The 15,865-nt window shown below is 61.3% G+C and carries 15 protein-coding genes; 9 read left to right on the forward strand and 6 right to left on the reverse strand.

Annotation, left to right across the window (positions count from 1 at the left end):
- Positions 1-20: 20 nt before the first annotated feature.
- The gene (locus BXU06_RS10420) at positions 21-752 is read left to right on the forward strand and encodes a proteasome-type protease (RefSeq protein ID WP_077299298.1); all 732 of its coding nucleotides are present in this window, start codon (positions 21-23) and stop codon (positions 750-752) included.
- A gap of 335 nt (positions 753-1,087) precedes the next feature.
- Entirely contained in the window at positions 1,088-2,656 is a 1,569-nt protein-coding gene (locus BXU06_RS18545; protein WP_077299300.1) for a quinone-dependent dihydroorotate dehydrogenase, read from the forward strand.
- A gap of 82 nt (positions 2,657-2,738) precedes the next feature.
- Here BXU06_RS18545 and BXU06_RS10430 read toward each other — a convergent pair whose 3' ends face one another.
- Genes BXU06_RS10430 through fur form a run of 3 tightly spaced genes read right to left on the reverse strand, consistent with a single transcriptional unit; the run spans position 2,739 to position 4,656 of the window.
- Positions 2,739-3,509 carry an arginyltransferase gene (locus tag BXU06_RS10430; protein WP_077299302.1) on the reverse strand — a complete coding sequence of 257 codons (771 nt, stop codon included), beginning with the start codon at positions 3,507-3,509 and terminating at the stop codon, positions 2,739-2,741.
- A complete protein-coding gene (gene aat, locus BXU06_RS10435; RefSeq protein ID WP_077299304.1) occupies positions 3,490-4,197 on the reverse strand; it encodes a leucyl/phenylalanyl-tRNA--protein transferase in 708 nt (235 codons plus the stop codon). The genes BXU06_RS10430 and aat overlap by 20 nt, the downstream gene beginning before the upstream one ends.
- A 15-nt stretch (positions 4,198-4,212) precedes the next feature.
- Positions 4,213-4,656 (reverse strand): ferric iron uptake transcriptional regulator, encoded by a 444-nt coding sequence (gene fur, locus BXU06_RS10440; protein WP_077299306.1) that lies wholly within the window; start codon positions 4,654-4,656, stop codon positions 4,213-4,215.
- A 108-nt stretch (positions 4,657-4,764) separates the two neighbouring features.
- Between fur and BXU06_RS10445 the strand changes: the two genes are divergently transcribed.
- From BXU06_RS10445 to holA, 5 genes are all read left to right on the forward strand, one after another.
- Positions 4,765-5,157 (forward strand): outer membrane protein assembly factor BamE, encoded by a 393-nt coding sequence (locus BXU06_RS10445; RefSeq protein ID WP_077299308.1) that lies wholly within the window; start codon positions 4,765-4,767, stop codon positions 5,155-5,157.
- A 3-nt stretch (positions 5,158-5,160) separates the two neighbouring features.
- Positions 5,161-5,967, forward strand: a complete 807-nt coding sequence (gene dapB, locus BXU06_RS10450) for a 4-hydroxy-tetrahydrodipicolinate reductase (protein ID WP_077299311.1) — start codon at positions 5,161-5,163, stop codon at positions 5,965-5,967.
- 167 nt (positions 5,968-6,134) lie between these two features.
- Positions 6,135-8,753, forward strand: a complete 2,619-nt coding sequence (gene leuS, locus BXU06_RS10455; RefSeq protein ID WP_077299313.1) for a leucine--tRNA ligase — start codon at positions 6,135-6,137, stop codon at positions 8,751-8,753.
- A 52-nt stretch (positions 8,754-8,805) separates the two neighbouring features.
- The gene (gene lptE, locus BXU06_RS10460) at positions 8,806-9,330 is read left to right on the forward strand and encodes an LPS assembly lipoprotein LptE (protein WP_077299315.1); all 525 of its coding nucleotides are present in this window, start codon (positions 8,806-8,808) and stop codon (positions 9,328-9,330) included.
- A complete protein-coding gene (gene holA / locus BXU06_RS10465; RefSeq protein ID WP_077299317.1) occupies positions 9,311-10,330 on the forward strand; it encodes a DNA polymerase III subunit delta in 1,020 nt (339 codons plus the stop codon). Before lptE ends, holA begins: the two co-directional genes overlap by 20 nt.
- A gap of 93 nt (positions 10,331-10,423) precedes the next feature.
- On the opposite strand, the gene BXU06_RS10470 is transcribed toward holA, so the two are convergent.
- Positions 10,424-11,164, reverse strand: coding sequence for a beta-ketoacyl-ACP reductase (locus BXU06_RS10470; RefSeq protein ID WP_077299319.1), 741 nt, complete (start codon positions 11,162-11,164; stop codon positions 10,424-10,426).
- Positions 11,165-11,527: 363 nt separating this feature from the next.
- Complete coding sequence (locus tag BXU06_RS10475) at positions 11,528-13,132, reverse strand: ABC-F family ATPase (protein WP_077299321.1); 1,605 nt, start codon at positions 13,130-13,132, stop codon at positions 11,528-11,530.
- A gap of 163 nt (positions 13,133-13,295) precedes the next feature.
- Here BXU06_RS10475 and dapA point away from each other — a divergent pair, with 163 nt between their 5' ends.
- Together dapA and bamC are read left to right on the forward strand one after the other, a co-directional pair.
- On the forward strand, positions 13,296-14,171 hold the full coding sequence (gene dapA / locus BXU06_RS10480) for a 4-hydroxy-tetrahydrodipicolinate synthase (RefSeq protein ID WP_077299323.1): 876 nt from the start codon (positions 13,296-13,298) through the stop codon (positions 14,169-14,171).
- 19 nt (positions 14,172-14,190) lie between these two features.
- Positions 14,191-15,321, forward strand: a complete 1,131-nt coding sequence (gene bamC / locus BXU06_RS10485) for an outer membrane protein assembly factor BamC (protein ID WP_077299325.1) — start codon at positions 14,191-14,193, stop codon at positions 15,319-15,321.
- 166 nt (positions 15,322-15,487) lie between these two features.
- Here bamC and BXU06_RS10490 read toward each other — a convergent pair whose 3' ends face one another.
- Positions 15,488-15,724 carry a hypothetical protein gene (locus BXU06_RS10490; RefSeq protein ID WP_077299327.1) on the reverse strand — a complete coding sequence of 79 codons (237 nt, stop codon included), beginning with the start codon at positions 15,722-15,724 and terminating at the stop codon, positions 15,488-15,490.
- Positions 15,725-15,865 lie beyond the last annotated feature (141 nt).

A 15,865-nucleotide genomic window follows, 5' to 3' on the forward strand; every position in this document is an offset into this window, starting at 1 on the left:
CTGTGACCTGTCAGACGACCATGACTTACTGTGCAGCCCTGAATCTGAAAGACGGCCTGGTATTTGCCTCTGATTCGCGTACCAATGCCGGGGTGGACCATATCGCCACCTTTCGCAAAATGCATTTGTTCCAGCAACCGGGCGAGCGGGCGATTGTCCTGCTGAACTCCGGCAATCTGGCCACCACCCAATCGGTGATCAGCCTGCTGCGCACGCGCACCGGCCACGATGGCGAGCATCTGCTCAATGTGGCCAGCCTGTACGATGCCGCCCGACTGGTGGGGGAAACCGTGCGTGAAGTGGTGGACCGCGACACCGGCCAGCAGGCGTCGAGCATCGATTTTGGCTGTTCGTTTCTGGTGGGCGGGCAAATTCGCGGCGAGCGTCCCCGGCTGTTCAATGTGTACCCGCAGGGCAATTTCATTGAATCCTCCACCGACACACCGTTTTTCCAGATTGGCGAATCCAAATACGGCAAGCCGATTCTGGACCGGGTGATTCGCCACGACACCTCAATGAATGAAGCACTGAAATGCCTGCTGATTTCATTTGACTCCACCATTCGCAGTAATTTGTCGGTCGGTTTGCCGATGGAAACCCTGCGCTATCGTACCGACAGCTTTGCTGAACTGGTGCCGCACCGGATTGACGAGGGCGACGAATACTTCCAGCAACTGCGCGGGCGCTGGGCCAGTGGGCTGCGCCAGGTATTTGCCTCGCTGCCCGACCCGGACTGGTTTGACGAAGACTGAACAGTCTTTCAGAAATGCCCGTTTGGCGGATGACATGCCAGCTGGCTGTTTGTGCTGGATATGTCTATCATAGCTCGATAAGGCAGTACGTAATAATACGGTTGTTTTTTTAGGGCATTGCCGAGGACAACCGTATCACAGTTTCGGGACTGAGAAGCGCTCGCAAATGTAGCGCACGTCCCCGGTGCCGCATTCCACCCAGGCAGTACACTGCGTACTGCGGGCTTTCACCTTGTGCGCACCAGGGGTTTTTTGCCAGCGCTGACTTAGACTCAAGTTGACTAAGGCTCCACCCGATATTAACGCTGAAATTCACCTGTCCAAGACCGCCGCCCATGCTCTATTCGCTTATTCGCCCCTTGCTGTTTCGACTTGATGCCGAAAAAGCACATAACCTCACCCTCAGCACCCTGCGGTTCTTGAACGATTACGGGCTGGATACGCTATTGACCAAGCCAATTCCCGACCAGCCCGTCGAGGTGATGGGGCTAACCTTCCCCAATCCGGTGGGTCTGGCGGCAGGTCTGGATAAAAACGGCGACTACCTGGACGCATTGGCGGCGCTGGGCTTTGGTTTTGTCGAAATCGGCACCATCACCCCGCTGCCACAGCCGGGCAACCCCAAACCGCGCCTGTTTCGCTACCCGGATGCCGAGGCAGTGATCAACCGCATGGGCTTCAACAACGACGGTGTGGACACACTGGTAGACAACATCAAGCGCTCAAGGTTCCAGGGTGTGCTGGGCATCAATATCGGCAAGAATGCGCTAACCCCGATGGAGCGCGCCGTTGACGACTACCTCACCTGCCTGAACAAGGTGTATTTGTACGCCAGCTACGTCACCATTAACATTTCATCGCCTAACACCAAAAACCTGCGCGACCTGCAAAGCAGCGCTGCGCTGTCCGAGCTGCTGGGCCGGCTGAAAATGCGCCAGCTGGAACTGGCGCAGCAGCATGGCCGCTATGTGCCGCTGGTGGTGAAAATCGCCCCGGATCTGGAAGACGAGGCAATTGAAGACATCGCCAAAGTGCTGATGGCCAAGGAAATTGACGGGGTGATTGCCACCAACACCACGCTGTCGCGCGATGGCGTGCTGCATATTCCCGAAGCCGCCCAGGATGGTGGCTTGTCGGGCGCACCGCTGAAAGGCCGTTCAAGCCGGGTGATCCGCAAGCTGGCTGAAGCGCTGGATGGTGCCATTCCGATCATTGGCGCGGGCGGGATCACCCGTGGCGGCGACGCCTGGGAAAAACTCAACGCCGGTGCCTCGCTGGTGCAGCTGTATAGTGGCCTGGTGTTCCGGGGGCCAGAACTGATTGAAGAGGCCGTCAATGCCTGCCGCCCCTACTTCATCATGCACGGCAGCACCCCGCGTCGCGCCAAACTGGATATCCAGACCTCGACACTGCAGCCAGAAAGCCCAAAAGACAGCGCTGCGCTGGAGATGGAACAGGTCAATCCGGAGCAATCCCCGGTAGCCGCCGACACCGCCGCCGCCCCGGCCCCCGTGAGCGACACGCATGGGGTGATTCAGCTGGCTCCCACGCCGCCTGATGTGCCAGTGGTGGACACGCCAGTCAATGCCGAAGGCAAGGAGCTGTCGATCACCCAACTGCTGGCAGCCGCAGCCACGCCGGTGATGCCCCCCCACCCGGATGGCACGCCAAGTCAACCTGCTGCCTCGGCCAAACCGGCTGCCATGCCGCCACCTGCTACGGCGGCTGCGGCTGCGGTTGCGCCGGCAGCGGCACCAGCAGTGCCAGCTTCCGCGCCGGCTGGTGCGCCCGCAGATGGCGGAGAGGTCAGCCCCAGCCAGGAAGTCCCCAACATCATCGCCACCAGCAAGGCCACCAACGCCTACCTGTCCAGCGGCCCCCGAAAAAAACGTCGCCCGAGCTGATTGAACACCTCTGCCCGTCTGTCCGCCGGCCTTCAGCCCTGAAGAAGCTGGCGGCGGACGATGCCAGATTGCAACCGAACAGCTACTCACCCCAACGCAACGGTTCAAACGTGGCGTCCACCGCCTGTTCATCGCTGACCCAGCGCCCCTGGCGCAGTCGCTCCAACGGGCGGTAATGGGTTTTGTACGCCATCTTGCGGCACGCGGCGATCCAGTAGCCCAGATACAGATACGGCAGCCCACGCCGGCGGGACTCCTCTACCTGCCACAGCACGTTGTACACCCCATAGCTGGCCTGCGGCTCATCCGGCTCAAAAAAGGTGTACACCGCCGACAGGCCATCGCCCAGCACATCAATCAGACTGACCATTTTCAGCTGGCCATCGCCATCCCGAAACTCGACCAGCTCACTGCTGACTGCGCTTTTCAAAATAAACTCGGCGTACTGGTGGTGGTTGTCGTCGGCCATGCTGCCCTCGGCATGGCGGGAAGCCTGGTAGCGGCGGTACAGCTCGTAATGCTCCCAGACAAACGCCAGAGGGCGACGAATCCCCTGCAGCTGGCCGCAATGGCGGCGCATCACCCGCCGCTGGGTGCGATTGGGGGTAAACTGCGCGACCGGGATGCGCACTGATACACAGGCGTCGCACTGGTCGCAATAAGGACGATAGGTAAACAAGCCACTGCGTCGGAAGCCGATATGCACCAGCTGGCTGTAGACGCTGTCGTCGATGGCGTCTGCCGGGATGGCCACCTGCGAGCGCGCCTGACGGCCAGGCAGATAGCTGCATGGATAGGGCGCAGTGGCGTAAAAATGGATGCTGAAGATCCGGTTATGGTCGCGATGGCTCATTGTCGAAGCAGTAATGCCACAGGCCGCTTGGCGTCGGCAGGTTGACCCGGTGGCTGAGCGCCACCATAAAATCCTCGCGCGGCATTGGGGCAGCACCCAGGCGCGCCAGGTGATCGGTGTGCATCTGGCAATCAATCAAGGATAGGCCATGCGCCTGCATCTGTCTGGCCAGATGGGCCAGGGCAATCTTTGAGGCATCGGCCACGCGGGAAAACATCGACTCGCCGTACACCATCTGGCCCACGCATACCGCATACAGGCCGCCCACCAGCTGGCCATCCTGCCAGGTTTCCACCGAATGGGCATGGCCGGCCTGGTGCAGGCGCAGATAGGCCTGGACCATGTCTTCGACAATCCAGGTGCCGCGATGGCCATCGCGCGGCGCGGCGCAGGCGCGAACCACGGCTTCGAAAGCCTGATTGAAGCACACCCGATAGCGCCGGTTGCGCAATACCTTGGCAAACGAGCGCGGCGTGCGCAGGGCATTGACCTCCAGCACCATGCGAGTGGCCGGCGACCACCACAGAATCGGGTCGCCAGGGCTATACCAAGGGAAAATGCCACCACGGTAGGCAGCCAGCAAACGGGCGGCAGACAAATCGCCCCCCGCCGCCAGCAGGCCATCCGGCTCGGCCAGCGCCTGGCTGACCGGCGGAAACAGCAGAGAGGAACCCAACCAGGGGATCATGGCCGGGCCTGTCGATCAGAGGCGCTGCTTGCCCAGCGTTTTGCCGGCACAGCTGCAGTCGGTGCACTCGCCATACAGATAGAGAGAGTGTTCGCGGATGCGGAAGTTATGCTGCTCGGCGATGCGGGTTTGCAGTTCTTCGATTTCCGGGCTGAAAAACTCGGTCACCCGACCACAGATCATGCACACCATATGGTCGTGGTGGGCACCTTCATCGAGCTCGTAAACGGCCTTGCCGGATTCAAAGTGATGGCGGACCAGAATGCCGGCCTGCTCGAACTGGGTGAGCACCCGGTACACGGTGGCCAGGCCGATGTCGATTTCATCGGCCAGCAGCAGACGGTACACGTCTTCTGCGCTCAGATGGCGGGCGCTGCTTCTTTCAAAAAGATCGAGGATTTTCAGCCGGGGGCCGGTGGCCTTGAGGCCAATATCCTTGAGATGGCTTGCCTTGTTCATGGACGTATCGTATCTTGGGCTGGGTAAGTTATCATATAGCGTTTTCGGGCACTTGCCTAATTTCCTGGCTGGCCCGGCTTACTCCCCGACAACCATCCCCGATCCGTCATGCGAAAATTTTTGCTGCTCTCCGGCGTACTGCTCCTTACTGCGTGCGGCAGTTATTCGCCGCTGAATCTGCTTACGCCCCACACCATTGATGTCCAGCAGGGCAACTATGTCACACAGGATGTGGTCGACAAGCTTCAGCCCGGCATGACGCGGGCTCAGGTGCGCTTTCTGCTGGGCACCCCGCTGATAGCCGACATGTTCCATGCCGATCGCTGGGATTACCTCTATACCTACCGCAGCGGCGACAAGCTGACCGAATCGCGCCAGCTGTCGGTGTTTTTTGACAAGGAAGGCCGCCTCACCCAGGTGGAAGGCTCGGCCATGCCCGCCCGCCGTGCCAGCCTGGCCGACGATGCGCCAACCGCCCCTGCTCCTGTAGGAAAGCCGTAACTCATGTCTGATCTGAATATTGTCATCGTTGGCGCGGGTGGCCGCATGGGCCGCACGCTGATTGAATCGGTGCTCACCACCCCAGGCTGCCGCCTGCACGCCGCGCTGGAGCGCGCCGACAGCCCCTTTCTGGGCCAGGATGCAGGCCTGTTCAGCGGCCAGACCACTGGCGTGGCCATCACCGCCGATCTGGCTGCCGCACTGCAGGGTGCCGACGCACTGATCGACTTTACCCGCCCGGAAGGCTCGCTGACCTATCTGGCCGCCTGCCGCGCCGCCGGGGTAAAAATGATCATCGGCACCACCGGCTTTGACGACGCCGGCAAAGCCGCCATTGCCGCCGCCGCCCAGGAAATTGGCGTGGTGTTTGCCGCCAACTTCTCGGTGGGCGTCAACCTCACCTTCAAGCTGCTGGAAATTGCCTCGCAAGTGCTGGCTGACGGCTACGACATCGAAATCATCGAAGCCCACCACCGCTACAAGGTGGACGCCCCATCCGGCACCGCACTGCGCATGGGTGAGGTCATCGCCCAGACGCTGGGCCGCGACCTGAAAACCTGCGCCGTGTATGGCCGCGAAGGCCACACGGGCGAGCGTGACCCCGGCACCATCGGATTTGCCACCGTGCGCGGCGGCGACGTGGTCGGCGACCACACGGCGCTGTTTGCCGCACTGGGCGAACGGGTGGAAATCAGCCACAAGGCCTCCAGCCGCGCCACCTTTGCCAACGGCGCGGTGCGCGCTGCGCTGTGGCTGGCCGACAAGCCCAGCGGCCTGTTTGACATGCAGGACGTGCTCAAACTGCGCTAAGCCGCTGACTGACGGCACGTTGACACACCGCCCCCCCAGGTTTTCGCCTGGGGGGCGTTTTTTTGCCGGACAGGCAGCACAAGCTTTCCCCCTCTCCGGCGCTCCTGCCACATCAGGTATAATCGGCCAATTCTGCCTTTGAACCGATAGCGACCAACAAGCCCATCATGCAAGAACACTATCTCCCCCGTGAAGTCGAAACCGCCGCGCAAACGCGCTGGGACCACCACCAGATTTTCAAGGCCGTGGAAGACGCCAGCCGGCCGAAGTTCTATTGCCTGTCGATGTTCCCCTACCCGTCGGGCAAACTGCACATGGGCCATGTGCGCAACTACACCATCGGCGACGTGCTAAGCCGCTACAAGGCGCTGAACGGCTTTAACGTGCTGCAGCCGATGGGCTGGGACGCCTTTGGCATGCCGGCAGAAAACGCCGCGATGAAGCACAACGTCGCCCCGGCAGCGTGGACTTACGAAAACATCGCCTACATGAAGCAACAGCTCAAGAGCCTGGGCTTTGCTATTGATTGGGAGCGTGAAGTCACCACCTGCAAGCCGGACTACTACCGCTGGGAGCAATGGCTGTTCACCCGCCTGTTCCAGAAGGGGCTGATCTACAAGAAAAACGGCGTGGTTAACTGGGATCCGGTCGATCAAACCGTGCTGGCCAACGAGCAGGTGATCGACGGGCGTGGCTGGCGCTCGGGCGCGCTGGTGGAAAAGCGCGAAATCCCGATGTATTACTTCAAGATTACCGCCTACGCCGACGAACTGCTGGCCGACCTGGACACGCTGGACTGGCCGCCGCAAGTGGTGACCATGCAGAAAAACTGGATCGGCAAGAGCTTTGGTGCCGACATCACCTTTGCCTACGATGAAGCCAGCATCGGCCACGCCGGCCAGCTGAAGGTGTACACCACCCGTCCGGACACGCTGATGGGGGCCACCTATGTGGCCGTCGCCGCCGAACACCCGCTGGCCACCCAGGCCGCACAGGGCAATGCCGAACTGACTGCCTTCATTGCCGAATGCAAGTCCGGCTCGGTGGCCGAGGCGGATATGGCCACCATGGAAAAGAAAGGCATGAACACCGGCCTGTTCGTCATCCATCCGCTGACCGGCGAGAAGCTGCCGGTGTGGGTGGCCAACTACGTGCTGATGGGCTATGGCGAAGGCGCGGTGATGGCGGTGCCGGCGCACGACGAGCGTGACTATGCCTTTGCCAATAAATACCAACTGCCGATGGTGCAGGTGCTCAAGCCCACCACTGAGGGTCTGCCCGAATTCGACGCCACCGTGTGGCACGACTGGTACGCCATCAAGGAAGACGGTGCCACGGTCACGGTAAACTGCGGCAAGTACGACGGCCTGAGCGTCAGCGCCGCCTTTGACGCGATTGTGGCCGACCTGGCCGCCAAGCAAGCCGGCGAAAAGAAAACCCAATACCGCCTGCGCGACTGGGGTATCAGCCGCCAGCGCTACTGGGGCTGCCCGATTCCCATCATCCATTGCGACAGCTGCGGCGACGTGCCGGTGCCGGACGATCAATTGCCGGTGGTGCTGCCGGAAGATGTGGTGCCGGATGGCATGGGTTCGCCGCTGGCCAAAATGCCCGAGTTTTACCAAACCACTTGCCCGTGCTGCGGCAAGCCGGCGCGCCGCGAAACCGACACCATGGACACCTTTGTCGAGTCCAGCTGGTACTTTGCCCGCTATGCCAGCCCGGATTGCACCACTGGCATGGTCGATGAGCGCGCCAATTACTGGATGAACGTTGACCAATACGTCGGCGGTATCGAACACGCCATCCTGCACCTGCTGTACGCGCGTTTCTTCAACAAGCTGATGCGCGACGAAGGCCTGCTGAACAACACCGAGCCGTTCCAGCGCCTGCTCACCCAGGGCATGGTGATTGCCGACACCTTCTACCGCGATCTGCCGGACGGCAAGAAAGACTGGATCAACCCGGCTGACGTGGACATGCAGCGCGACGGCAAGGGCAAGATCATCCAGGCCGTGCTGCGCGCCGATGGCCAGCCGGTGGTAATTGGCGGCACGGAAAAAATGTCCAAGTCCAAGAACAACGGCGTGGACCCGCAAGCGCTGATCGAGCAATACGGTGCCGATACCGCCCGTCTGTTCATGATGTTCGCCGCGCCGCCCAGCCAGAGCCTGGAATGGTCGGACGCCGGCGTGGAAGGCGCGTTCCGCTTCCTCAAGCGGCTGTGGAAGGGGGTGCATGAACACGTGGCCACTGGCGTCACTGCGGCTTATCAGGGCGGCGAACTGAGCGCTGGCGACAAAGCCCTGCGCTTCAAGCTGCACAGCACCATCCAGAAGGTCAGCGACGACTACGGCGTGCGCCAGCAGTTCAACACCGCGATTGCGGCGGTAATGGAGCTGCTCAACACCCTGGACAAGGCCGAGCTGTCCGCCGAGCAAGGCCGCGCCGTGGCGCAGGAAACGCTGGAGGCCGCCGTCATGCTGCTGGCCCCGATTGTGCCGCACATCACCGATGCACTGTGGACGGCCTTGCGCCCCGACACCACGCTGGAAGCCCAGCGCTGGCCGAAAGTAGACGCCAGCGCGCTGGTGCAGGACGAAATCGAGCTGATGGTGCAGGTCAACGGCAAGCTGCGCGGCAGCATCACCGTGGCCAAGGACGCCGACCGCGCGGTGATCGAGGCCGCTGCGCTGGCCAATGAGAACGTGCAGAAATTCACCGAAGGCCAGCCGCCCAAGAAAGTGGTGGTGGTGCCGGGCCGTCTGGTGAATATCGTCGTATAACCCTCGGGCGCGGGCTGAACCCGCGCTGTTTTCTTCCTGCTGGAGTATTACGATGAATCGACGTGCCTGGCTGCTGGCTACCCTGGCGTGCGCGCTACTGAGCGCCTGCGGCTTTCACCTGCGTGGCGTGGGCGGCGAGCTGCGTCCGCTGCCGTTTGCCAGCCTCTGGCTGGCCAGCGCCGGCTCCCAGCTGCATCCGCACCTGGAGCGCCAGCTACGCTTCCGTCCGGATGTGCAGATGGTCTCACAGGCCAACGCAGCAGAAGCCGTGCTGTCAGTGACCGACGAACGCACCGCCAAGGATATCCTGACCATCAACCGGGGCGGCAAGGTCAACGAGTATGAACTGACCTATCGGGTGACGGTGCGGCTGAGCAAGAACGGCCATGGCTACGGCGAGCCGATTACCGTGCTGACCCGGCGCGAGTTCAGCTATACCGACAGCCAGGTACTGGGTAAGGAACAGGAAGAACAGCTGCTGTTCCGCGATATGCGCGACGATGCCGCCACGCAGATTGTCCGCCGGCTGGCTGCGCTGAAACCGGTGGTGGAGCCCGATGCCATCAAGAAGCCTTGAGCAACTGCCGCGTGACCTGGCTGCCGGCCTGGCCCCGCTGTATGTGATACATGGCGAGGAAATGCTGCTGGCGCTGGAAGCCGCCGACAGCATCCGCGCCGCCGCCCGCGCCCAGGACTACGACGACCGCGAAGTGCTGACGGTGGAAAGCCAGCACTTTGACTGGTCACGGCTGGTGGAAGCCTCGCTGAGCGTGTCGCTGTTTGCCAGCCGCAAGGTGCTGGAAGTGCGCCTGCCAGGCGGCAAGCCTGGCAACGAGGGTGCCGAGGCGCTGGTGAAGTTTGCCGCCCGCCTGCCAGAAGACACCATCACCCTGATCCTGCTGCCCAAGCTGGACAAAACCCAGCTGAACAGCAAGTGGTTTGATGCGCTGGCAGCCGTTGGCGTGGTGCTGGCGGCGCATGCAGTCGATCGTCAGCACCTGCCGCAATGGGTGGCGGGTCGGCTGGCGCGCCAGCAACAGCGGCTGAACGACGAGGCCATGCAGTTTTTTGTCGAACGGGTGGAAGGCAATCTGCTGGCCGCCCGTCAGGAAGTGGACAAGCTGGCGCTGCTGTTTCCGGCGGGTGCCACGCTGACGCTGGCCGACCTGCAAAGCGCAGTCGCCAATGTGGCTCGCTACGATGTGTTTCAGCTGTCGGAAGCCTGGCTGGCCGGCGACTGTGTACGCACCGCGCGCATGCTCGATGGCCTGCAGGCGGAGGGGGAAACCCCGGTGCTGGTGGTGTGGCGGCTGGCGGACGAGTTGCGCGGGCTGATCCGGATTCGCCAGGGCCTGCGCGAAGGCCGGCCCATGGCACAACTGCTGCGGGAAAACCGGGTGTGGGGTGAACGCCAGCGCCATATCGAGCATGCCTTGCGCCGTCTGTCGCTACGTCGGCTGGCTGACGCCTTGCGCGACTGCAGTGTGATTGACCAGTCGATCAAAGGGGCCGCCGAGCATGACCCATGGCTGTTGCTGCACCGGCTGGCGCTGGGGCTGGCGGGCGTGGGCCGCTGAGGCGGATTGGACAGCGAGGCAGAGGCAGGACAAACAAAAACCCCTTGTGGCGACACAAGGGGTTTTTTGCAGCAGAACCGGCAATCGGGGAGATTACAGGGTCAGGCCACCGGTGATTTCAATCGCAGCACCGTTGATGTAGCTGGCTTCGTCGGAGGCGAGGAAAGCGTACAGGTTGGCGATTTCTTCCGGCTGAGCCATGCGCTTCATCGGCACGCGGTCTTCCATGGCCTGGATGACTTTTTCCGGCATGGCTTTCAGGATCGGGGTGGCGACAAAGCCAGGGCACACGGCGTTGGCGCGGATGCCCTTCTTGCCCAGTTCCTTGGCCCAGGTCTTGACGAAACCAATCACGCCAAACTTGGTGGCAGCGTAGTTGGTCTGGCCGAAGTTGCCATACACGCCAACCACGGAAGAGGCGTTCAGGATCACGCCGCCGCCTTGAGCTACCATGGTGTCGATCACGGCCTTGGCGCAGTTGTAAACGCCCTTCAGGTTGATGTCCACCACCAGATCAAACTGCTCGTCGGTCATCTTGGTCAGCTGGGCGTCCTGCACGATACCAGCGTTGTTCACCAGCACGTCGATGCGGCCAAAACGGGCCTTCAGGTCGCCGACCATGTCGTTGATCTGGGACTTGTTGGTCACGTTGACGATATAACCGACGGCTTCACCACCTGCTGCCTTGACTTCATTGACGGTTGCGTCAATTGCTTCCTGGTTCAGGTCACACACGGCGACGATGGCGCCTTCTTGTGCAAACTTCAGGGCGGTAGCCTTGCCAATGCCGCTGGCACCACCGGTGATGATCGAAACTTTCCCTTTCAAACGCATGGCGCAATCCTTAAATTCAGAGGGGTTGGGATAAAGCATGTCCGGCCTTCCGCATATCGGAAGGGCCGGACTCGCTCTCACTCCACCATCGACCTTCAGCTGTGCTGTATTTTGGGTCGTTATTATATTTATTGTTTGTGATGCTTTTGTTGTGATTCGACCGCTATCTTGCGGTTCGTTTCTCCTCTACCGGGCGGCGTGGCCCGAAGAATGGCTGCAATATACCGCAGCCTTACGCACCGGTAAAGGCATAACTCTAAAACAGGATTCACTTAGCGTGACGCTCACGGAAAGCCGATGCTTTCCGTTAACGTAAACCTGGCTGACACTGGGGTAAAACCCTCCCCGCCGCCAGCCCGGCGCTTACTCGATACCCTTGCTGCCCAGGTAGTCTTCGTAGCCGCCCGTGTAGTACTCGTAGCCGCCCTTGCCATCGAGTTCCAGCACCTGAGTGGCCAGCGAACTGACAAACTCACGGTCGTGCGAAACAAAAATCAGCGTGCCCTTGTATTTTTCCAGCGCCATATTCAGCGACTCGATCGACTCCATGTCCATGTGGTTGGTCGGTTCGTCCATCAGCAGCACATTGGGCTTTTGCAGAATCAGCTTGCCGTACAGCATGCGGCCCTTTTCGCCACCGGACAGCACGCGCACATTCTTTTTCACGTCATCGCCGCCAAACAGCAGCCGGCCCAGCGTGCCGCGCACCACTTGCTCGTCGTCGCCGTCCTGGGTCCACTGGCGCATCCATTCGGCCAGATCGTAATCCAGGTCAAAGTCAGCCTCGTGATCCTGGGCAAAATAGCCCGGATTGGCCTTTTCTGCCCACTTCACCCGCCCCTGGTCCGGCTGCAGTTCGTTCACCAGCATCTTCATCAGCGTAGTCTTGCCCGAGCCGTTGGGGCCGATGATGGCCAGACGCTGGCCAGCATCCAGAATCAGGTTGAGATTCTGGATCAGCGGCTTGTCGTAAGACTTGCTCACCCCGCTGATATCCACTGCCTGGCGGTGCAGTTTGTCCTTGTCGTCCATTTCAAAGCGGATATACGGATTCTGCCGCGACGACGGCTTGACCTCGACCATATCAGCCTTGAGCTTGTCCACCTGCTTCAAGCGGCTGGTGGCCTGGCGGGCCTTGGATTTGTTGGCCGAGAAGCGGGCAACAAAGTCCTGCAGCTCGCCAATGCGCTCCTTGGCCTTGGCGTTGGACGACAGCAAGCGCTCGCGCGCCTGCGCCGACGCCAGCATGTAGTCGTCGTAGTTGCCGGGGTAGATGCGGATTTCACCGTAGTCCACGTCGGCCATGTGGGTACACACCGAGTTCAGGAAATGGCGGTCATGCGAGATGATGATCATGGTGGAATTGCGCTGATTCAGCGTATTTTCCAGCCAGCGGATGGTGTTGATGTCCAGGTTGTTGGTGGGTTCATCCAGCAACAGAATATCCGGGTTGGAGAACAGCGCCTGCGCCAGCAGCACGCGCAGCTTCCAGCCGGGAGCCACTTCGCTCATCGGGCCGTTGTGCTGTTCCACCGGAATGCCGGCCCCCATCAGCAACTCGCCGGCGCGCGCCTCGGCGGTATAGCCGTCGTACTCGGCAAACTTGCCTTCCAGTTCGGCGGCGCGCATGTAGTCGTCTTCGGTGGCTTCCAGGTTGGCGTAGATGGCGTCTTTTTCGCTCATCGCCTCCCACATTTCGGCGTGGCCCATCAGCACCACGTCAAGCACGCGGCGCTCTTCGTAGGCAAACTGGTCCTGGCGCAGCTTACCCAGCCGCAGCCCATTTTCAACGGCAACCGTCCCTTGCGTGGGTTCGAGGTCGCCGCCAAGAATTTTCATGAAGGTGGATTTGCCGCAGCCGTTTGCGCCAATCAAGCCGTACCGGTTGCCCTCGCCAAACTTGACCGACACCTTCTCGAACAGCGGCTTGGCACCGAACTGCATGGTGATGTTGGAGGTGGTAATCACTGGAAATCCTTGCTGAACAATCTGTTAAAAGCAGAAAAACGTATGATTCTAGCACAGCCTGTCGCCCCCGGCAGCGCCAGGGCGCTTGCTGATGGCGGTTTGCCGTTACCGGGGATTCGGCTACAATCGTAGGCTTTGAATCCTGTCAAATAGGCTAAAAAGCATGCTTACCGGAAGTCTGGTCGCGATTGTTACGCCAATGGCCGAGGATGGCAGCGTCGATTACGCAGCCCTCGACCGCTTGGTTGATTTCCACATTGAAAACGGCACCAGCGGGATCGTGGCTGTCGGCACCACAGGAGAATCGGCCACCCTGGCGGTCGACGAACACCTGAAAGTGGTCGACGCCGTGGTCAAGCGCGCCGACAAACGGGTGGCGGTGATTGCCGGCACCGGGGCCAACTCCACCCGCGAAGCCATCGAACTGACCCACGAAGCCGCCCGTCTGGGCGTAGATTCGGCCCTGTCGGTGGTGCCCTACTATAACCGTCCGACCCAGGAAGGCATGTACCTGCACTTCAAGGCGATTGCCGAAGCGTGCGACCTGCCGGTGATCCTGTACAACGTGCCGGGCCGCACCGTGGCCGACATGTCCAACGACACCGCCCTGCGCCTGGCCAACATCCCCAATATCATCGGCATCAAGGAAGCCACCGGCAATCTGGAGCGCGCCTGCGACCTGGTTCGTCGTGCGCCGGCGGATTTTGCCCTGTACACTGGCGACGACGCCAGCGCCATGGCCTTCATGCTGTGCGGCGGCCACGGGGTGATTTCGGTTACCGCCAACGTGGCCCCCAAGCTGATGAGCGAGCTGTGTCGCGCGGCCCTGGCTGGCGACTGCCTGGCCGCCCGCGCGATCAACGACAAGCTGCAGGGTTTGCACAAGCAGCTGTTTATTGAAGCCAACCCGATTCCGGTCAAGTGGGCGCTGGAACGGATGGGGTATATTCCGTCCGGCATCCGTTTGCCGCTGACCCGCCTGTCCGAGTCTTGCCAGCCGGTGGTGGAAGCCGCCCTGCGCCAGGCCCAGGCCCTTTAACACCCTTCACGGAGTCGTGATGAATCCCCGCCACGCCAGCCTGATCCTTGCCACCCTGCTTGCCACCGCTTGCAGCAGCACCGGCCTGTTCGAGAAAAAGATTGACTACAAGTCTGCCGACGCCGGCCCGAAAAACCGGCTGGAAGTTCCACCGGATCTGACCGCGCCGCAGTTGAACAACAGCTATGCCTTGCCGGGGGCGGCCTCGGTCAGCGTCCAGCAGCTCAATCAGCAGGCCCAGGCCAATCTGGTCAACAAGAATCCGTCCAATGTGCTGGTTGACGTGGCGCAGGTACGCATTGAGCGCGCCGGCCAGCAGCGCTGGCTGGTGGTGCAGAAAAAGCCGGAAGAAGTCTGGCCGCTGCTCAAGGAGTTCTGGATCGACAACGGCTTCATCCTCAAGCAGGACGCGCCGGAAATTGGCGTGATGGAAACCGACTGGGCGGAAAACCGCGCCAAGATTCCGCAGGATGGCATTCGCAACCTGCTGAGCAAGGTGGGTCTGGACAATGTGTATTCCACCCCGGAGCGTGACAAGTTCCGCGCCCGGGTGGAGCGCACCAACAGCGGCACGGAAATCTACTTCAGCCACCGTGGCATGTACGAAACCTTCGTCAACGAAGGCAAGTCGGCCACCATGTGGCAACCGCGCCCGGCTGACCCGGAGCTGGAAGCCGAAATGCTGGGTCGCTTCATGATCCGCCTGGGCCTGACCGAAGAAAAGGCCAAGCTGGCCGCTGCCAAACCGGACCGCAGCCAGCCGCAACGCGCCAGCGTGCAGGGTGAGTCGATTGTGGTCAACGACGCCTTCGACCGCGCCTGGCGCCGTACCGGCCTGGCGCTTGACCGCATTGGCCTGCTGGTGACCGACCGCGACCGCTCCCAGGGCATTTATTACATTCGCCCGGCCCAGTCGGAAATGGACAAGTCGGACGAGTCCGGTGGGTTCTGGTCCAGCCTGCTGTTCTGGCGCAGCCAGGATAGCCAGGCCGGCAAGAAAGTGGCACTCAGCGGCGGGGATTATCAGGTTCGGGTGAAAGCCGTGAACGACAGCAGCAGCCAGGTGGTGGTGCTGGACAAATCCGGCCAGCCGCTGCCGGCCAGCGTCAGCCAGTCCATGCTGGCGCGCCTGCAACAGCAATTGCAGTAAGCCACGCGCGCCGCCAGAGGGTGGCGCACGCAGGCAAGCAAAAAAATACCGACATGCCCGGATAGGGACTGTCGGTATTTTTTTGCCGGTCAGGCGGGGCGTCTCCGCCAGGCAATAAAAAAGCCGACCTCGCGGTCGGCTTTTTTCGCGAAGAGCGAAGCAGGAATTACTGCTTCTTTTCTTCAGCCGGGGCAGCCGGAGCGGCAGCCGGGGCAGCAGCGTCAGCCGGTGCAGCAGCCGGAGCGGCCGGTGCAGCAGCTTCCGGAGCGGCCGGAGCAGCAGCCGGAGCAGCCGGTGCAGCAGCTTCCGGAGCCGGTGCCGGTGCCGGGGCAGCTTCTTCTTTTTTGCCGCAAGCGGACAGAGCAACGGCCAGCAGGGCAGCGACGAGGAGCGATTGTTTCATTATCAGTACCTTCGAATAAAAGTAGCGTTGGACAAAGCGTGTCGGGGTGGAAAGGTCAACAAATGACAACCCCAACTGACTGCAAGATTGTAGCACGAAAAAAAGCTCGGAAAAGATGCAAGTCGAAAAAAGCAAGACTTT

It is taken from the genome of Aquaspirillum sp. LM1, from assembly GCF_002002905.1.
In the GTDB taxonomy this organism is placed as follows: domain Bacteria; phylum Pseudomonadota; class Gammaproteobacteria; order Burkholderiales; family Aquaspirillaceae; genus Rivihabitans.

What these genes read in the sequence shown, in the direction of transcription:
- BXU06_RS10420 (WP_077299298.1), top strand. Translation starts at nt 21, where the DNA reads ATGACTTACTGTGCAGCCCTGAATCTGAAAGACGGCCTGGTATTTGCC.
- BXU06_RS18545 (WP_077299300.1), top strand. Translation starts at nt 1,088, where the DNA reads ATGCTCTATTCGCTTATTCGCCCCTTGCTGTTTCGACTTGATGCCGAA.
- BXU06_RS10430 (WP_077299302.1), bottom strand. Translation starts at nt 3,509, where the DNA reads ATGAGCCATCGCGACCATAACCGGATCTTCAGCATCCATTTTTACGCC.
- aat (WP_077299304.1), bottom strand. Translation starts at nt 4,197, where the DNA reads ATGATCCCCTGGTTGGGTTCCTCTCTGCTGTTTCCGCCGGTCAGCCAG.
- fur (WP_077299306.1), bottom strand. Translation starts at nt 4,656, where the DNA reads ATGAACAAGGCAAGCCATCTCAAGGATATTGGCCTCAAGGCCACCGGC.
- BXU06_RS10445 (WP_077299308.1), top strand. Translation starts at nt 4,765, where the DNA reads ATGCGAAAATTTTTGCTGCTCTCCGGCGTACTGCTCCTTACTGCGTGC.
- dapB (WP_077299311.1), top strand. Translation starts at nt 5,161, where the DNA reads ATGTCTGATCTGAATATTGTCATCGTTGGCGCGGGTGGCCGCATGGGC.
- leuS (WP_077299313.1), top strand. Translation starts at nt 6,135, where the DNA reads ATGCAAGAACACTATCTCCCCCGTGAAGTCGAAACCGCCGCGCAAACG.
- lptE (WP_077299315.1), top strand. Translation starts at nt 8,806, where the DNA reads ATGAATCGACGTGCCTGGCTGCTGGCTACCCTGGCGTGCGCGCTACTG.
- holA (WP_077299317.1), top strand. Translation starts at nt 9,311, where the DNA reads ATGCCATCAAGAAGCCTTGAGCAACTGCCGCGTGACCTGGCTGCCGGC.
- BXU06_RS10470 (WP_077299319.1), bottom strand. Translation starts at nt 11,164, where the DNA reads ATGCGTTTGAAAGGGAAAGTTTCGATCATCACCGGTGGTGCCAGCGGC.
- dapA (WP_077299323.1), top strand. Translation starts at nt 13,296, where the DNA reads ATGCTTACCGGAAGTCTGGTCGCGATTGTTACGCCAATGGCCGAGGAT.
- bamC (WP_077299325.1), top strand. Translation starts at nt 14,191, where the DNA reads ATGAATCCCCGCCACGCCAGCCTGATCCTTGCCACCCTGCTTGCCACC.
- BXU06_RS10490 (WP_077299327.1), bottom strand. Translation starts at nt 15,724, where the DNA reads ATGAAACAATCGCTCCTCGTCGCTGCCCTGCTGGCCGTTGCTCTGTCC.